The 4,172-nt window shown below is 45.4% G+C and carries 5 protein-coding genes and 1 pseudogene; 5 read left to right on the top strand and 1 reads right to left on the bottom strand.

All coding sequences use genetic code 11. The features are described 5' to 3' along the window. The coding region (locus tag GZ1_RS17430; protein ID WP_083509338.1) for an ISLre2 family transposase at nt 1-976 on the top strand (976 nt) is incomplete at its 5' end. 453 nt (nt 977-1,429) lie between these two features. On the opposite strand, the gene GZ1_RS17425 is transcribed toward GZ1_RS17430, so the two are convergent. Then, entirely contained in the window at nt 1,430-2,035 is a 606-nt protein-coding gene (locus GZ1_RS17425) for a YjdJ family protein (protein WP_236930860.1), read from the bottom strand. Here GZ1_RS17425 and GZ1_RS19750 point away from each other — a divergent pair. The 4 genes and pseudogenes from GZ1_RS19750 to GZ1_RS19740 all read left to right on the top strand — a co-directional run. Beyond that, nucleotides 2,028-2,174: pseudogene (locus tag GZ1_RS19750) on the top strand (IS4 family transposase); the annotation flags it as partial. The gene GZ1_RS17425 and the pseudogene GZ1_RS19750 sit on opposite strands and share 8 nt — an antisense overlap. 144 nt (nt 2,175-2,318) lie before the next feature. Beyond that, nucleotides 2,319-2,882, top strand: coding sequence for a hypothetical protein (locus GZ1_RS17420; RefSeq protein ID WP_013144123.1), 564 nt, complete (start codon nt 2,319-2,321; stop codon nt 2,880-2,882). Between the two features lie 213 nt (nt 2,883-3,095). Next, entirely contained in the window at nt 3,096-3,533 is a 438-nt protein-coding gene (locus GZ1_RS19745; RefSeq protein ID WP_236930861.1) for a helix-turn-helix domain-containing protein, read from the top strand. Between the two features lie 19 nt (nt 3,534-3,552). Beyond that, on the top strand, nt 3,553-3,750 hold the full coding sequence (locus GZ1_RS19740) for a transposase (protein WP_236930862.1): 198 nt from the start codon (nt 3,553-3,555) through the stop codon (nt 3,748-3,750). Nucleotides 3,751-4,172: the final 422 nt, after the last annotated feature.

Genomic DNA, 4,172 nt, shown 5'->3' with positions numbered 1-4,172 from the left:
CCTCAGCCACGAGGCGATTCGCCAACTGGTGCTGGAGGCCCCTGTCTCGCTGCATCACCCTGTTTCCAAACGGCACGGCCGGGTGCTGTTTGTGGAGGCCGATGGACTGTTTATTTCCCGCCAGGGGAAAGGGAAACGGGCGAAAGAAGAGAAAATCCTGGCGGTTCACGAGGGATGGAGACGAAACGGGTCGCAGCTTGAGCTGGTGAACCGGCGCCACTACCTCCATGAAGGGACGGGGGACGTGTGGGAACGGTTTGAGGAGTGGCTGATGAAGGAATATGCCTATGATCCGTGCCAAGACCTATTGGTCATCAACGGCGACGCGGCGTCGTGGATCACGGCCTGCCGGGAGTATTTTGGGAAGCGGGCGTGCTTTCAGCTGGATCGATTTCATGTGGCGCGGGAGCTGCGTCAGTGTCTGTCCGGCCATCCGCGTTGGCGGGAGGTGCGGAAGAAGCTGGCGAAACAAGACGAAGAAGGGCTTCTCGTGGAGCTGAACAGCGCGGTCGGCACGTTGGAGGACGAAGCGAAAGAGAAGCAGCTGGCTGCCATGATCCGCCGGATCGAGTCGATGCCGGGATGCATCCGGGACTATCGGGGGTGGCTGTCGGAGCAAGGGGTGGAGACGACCGGCATGCGTCCGATGGGCCATGCGGAGAGTGTGATGAGCCGGTTTGCGCATCGGGTGAAATCCCGCCGCAGCTGGAAAGACCAAGGGCTTCGGGCGTTTCTGAGGGCGATGGCGGCCCGAATCGACGGGATTTGGCGGAGAAATGGGCAGTTGGTGGAGGAAGAAGAGACCCGAACGGCGGCCTCGGCCTCAACAAAGTCCAAGCGGATCGAACAGGCCAAGCGGAAGGCCGGACGGTTATGGGCAGATGTGGTGCGTCAGAATCTACCGTGTCTGCAGCGGTCATCCGGGACACCGATCCATCAAGCGTTGTCGGCGCTCCGGGATGGTGGTTGGGTGTAAAAAAATGGAATATCGTATCATCGCCTCAAGATGAGGGATGAGAGTCCGAAAGCGCTTACGATATGAATTCCTGAAAATGGTTCGCTAACTAGTGATTGACAACGCCCGTAGTGAACCGAAAAAATGTTCTCCACAAAGTCTTGACTGACTCTCGATGCATATTGTTTTTGAATCTTCGCTCGATCTGTAGTAAAATGAAAGTGCTCTTACATGGTGACCTCTCCTTTCAAATGTTAGGTGACACTTCCATTCTAGTAGAGGGTTCACCAGAAATGGCTATTTTAGGCTCTTCACCAAAAGTTGTACTTGATTTTTTCTGAACATACCCTATTTATGCTTGTGAGGGAAAATCAACAAATCCGTGATTTTGGCACATCTTTGTGCAGGAAACCGTATTGCTTGTCAAGTACATGTTGTGGTGAAGAGCCCTATTTTATGATTGTTTGAGTTTATCTAGCGCCGGGGATTGCGATTTAATACTTGGAAATAAGTTGTTATAGCTGTTGCAGTACACAAAGAGCCACTCACTAACCAAATATAAAAAAAGATTTTTCCACCTGTTGTGGTAGAATCCATAAAAAAGCAACCAAGCAGGAATAAGCCTCCTCCTAAAATGAATAGAAAACAAGCAAATTTCTTATTCTGTGGTTTTAATAAATAGTATCCAATAAGAATTAATAAGTATAAACTACTTATTGCCATGATAATTGGAAAAAAGGGGTGAAATTTAGCGGAGTATACAAAGTAGTCAAGTTGCGAAATATGACTTTTACTATGTACTTGACCATACATCATTTGGGAAAACGGTGTTGAATACTTCCATTCCCAAGGATTATCTAATATTGCACTGCCTTCATACCAAGCAGCTAGAGTAGAAAATAAAAGTAAAATAGCGGCTAATCCAAATTGAATAATAATACACAAAACAACAATACCTCCCTTAATGTATATCAAGCTAGGCTTGTTGATTATCCAATAAAATTCAAAAGACAGAAGAGTGCCTTTGCTGTAGAAGATGAGTAACGATTCAAACAAACTCAGGCGGTGCTCTATAAACAAGCATAGCACACCTCCAAGTTTGATGCAAAAACTTGTTTCGGATGAAGAAATTCAACGGATGGCTGAAGCAGTTAGGGATTGTGATTTGGCCCGAAACTTTGCGTTGCGCAAGTTGATTCATTTGTTCTTATTGGTTGCGCATTAATGGTTTTGCCTATCCTCCTGTAGGAAATTGCATTGTTTGTCAAGCATATATTCCTGGTGAAGAGTCAATTTTTATATGTAATAAATGCTAATGTTGTGGAGATAAATGTTCAAAAATGAATGAAAGGATGAGAAAAATATGAGAATGATGAAAAAGATTCATCATATTATAATTACATTGGCGACTATTCTTTTGTTTATATTTGAATCAAACGCCGTAAATGCTCAAGTAAATGATCAAGCAATTAACCGAGATAAAGCTCCAAGAGTTGAAATTTATGATGAAAATAATAATCTTATCAAAACGATTAATCTTGAAGAGAAATCCATCGAAACAGATGACCCTAAAACAAAATCTATTATAGCAGAACAAACAGTAACTGCTCAGAGCATTAAAAAATACTCCTTTGGCAATACCACTTTTTCAAATTACGTTTGGATTAATGGTGGATACTATTTTTATAATCCTGGGATTTTTGAATTTGAACTAATTAATAGACCTGAGGCAGTTGCAGTAGAAGTTTATAAACTAGGTCAAGTATATACTGGTAAAGTTGTATGGAGAGATGTGGCTGGCTGGGCTGCACTTGATTGGAGAGACACTACACTGGTAAAGCATCCCGGTAGTTATGCATTTAGATTTAAAAATGACGGTTCTGGTACAGTACAAATTAAACATGGTAATTTAAAATATAATTATTAACCCGTGGTGCTATAGACATACTTTTCCTGCACATACCCCATCCGTTTTTGTCATTCTTCCGCCGTCAGACGGCGGAAAACCAACCGTGGAACGTACAAGCGTTCATGTCCGATGTACACATGTTCCATGTTTTTGACGATGCACAAAGACCAAAATTCTTAACTTGATGGGTATGGGGGTGGACCTCTTGCTTCATTGGGATTTCGCGCCCGGATGAGAGCTGTTTCTCACGGAAGAACAGCAGAAAGAGATCAAGCGGCTCGTGCTCGCCACGACTCCGCCGAACTGGGGTGGGATGTAGCTTCGGCGTGGAACACTAAACTCCTGCCGTCCTATGTGGAAAAGCACTTCGGCGTTTCCATTTCCTGTGAAGCGCTGCGAAAACTCCTGCACCGTCAAGGTCTGTCATGGACTCGCTCGACGTACACACTGGCGAAAGGGAATCCGGATGAGCAAAAGCCATTTGAAAAACAAATGGATCTGATAAAAAACTTGATCACTAAGGAGACCGAAGAGGCCGTTCTTTGTACATCGATGAAATGCATATCCGCTCTTATCATGTGTTGCGATCCGCTTGGTCCGAGACTGGCTATCAAAAACGAGTGCCGATATTCGGCTATCATGCCCATATTTCGGTATTTGGCGCCGTGAACGTCCACGATGGGACACCGTGCTTCACCAAGCAGAGGCCGCCGACGCCACGACGTTCTTGGGTTTCTTGCGCCGACTCAAAGAGCGGCATCCCAACCGGATCATGGCGCTTGTTCTAGACAATGCCCGGATTCATCACGCTCGAATGGTGAAGGAGTTTTTGCGGGAAGAAGGACCATGTTTTCATTTCTTGTATCTCCCGCCCTACTCGCCGTAGCTCAACCCGATCGAGCGTTTGTGGAAATGGCTGAAGGATACGGTGTCCGCCAACGCCTTTCACAAAGACCGCCATGAGATCCTGCGAGCGGTTCAACGATTTGTTCATTCCATTCAGAAACGCCCGGAAGACGTGTTGCGACGCTTGGGGTGTGTTGCGTAATCGAGAAGTTAACTTTTCGAGGTGCATTTATATAGCTATTATAGCTATTTACAATATAACCGAAAAAAGGGCTCCACCAACTCTTGACTGACTCAAAAGTAAAAAATGTGTTGACAAAAAACAAAAAAGGTGATATATTTTAAGAGTCGCTTTCGAGGAAGTAAGTTCCTCGAACGAAGAAAGGATAGCTCGTTCCTTGAAAACTGAACGAAACGAAGCGCAATAGAAAAGCTGAGGTCGCTTTGGCCGAAGCAAAAAGC

It is taken from the genome of Geobacillus zalihae NBRC 101842, assembly GCF_001544135.1.
Lineage (GTDB): Bacteria > Bacillota > Bacilli > Bacillales > Anoxybacillaceae > Geobacillus > Geobacillus zalihae.
The sequence above is the reverse complement of the archived record's forward strand: the minus strand, read 5'-3'. Positions and strand labels throughout refer to the sequence as shown.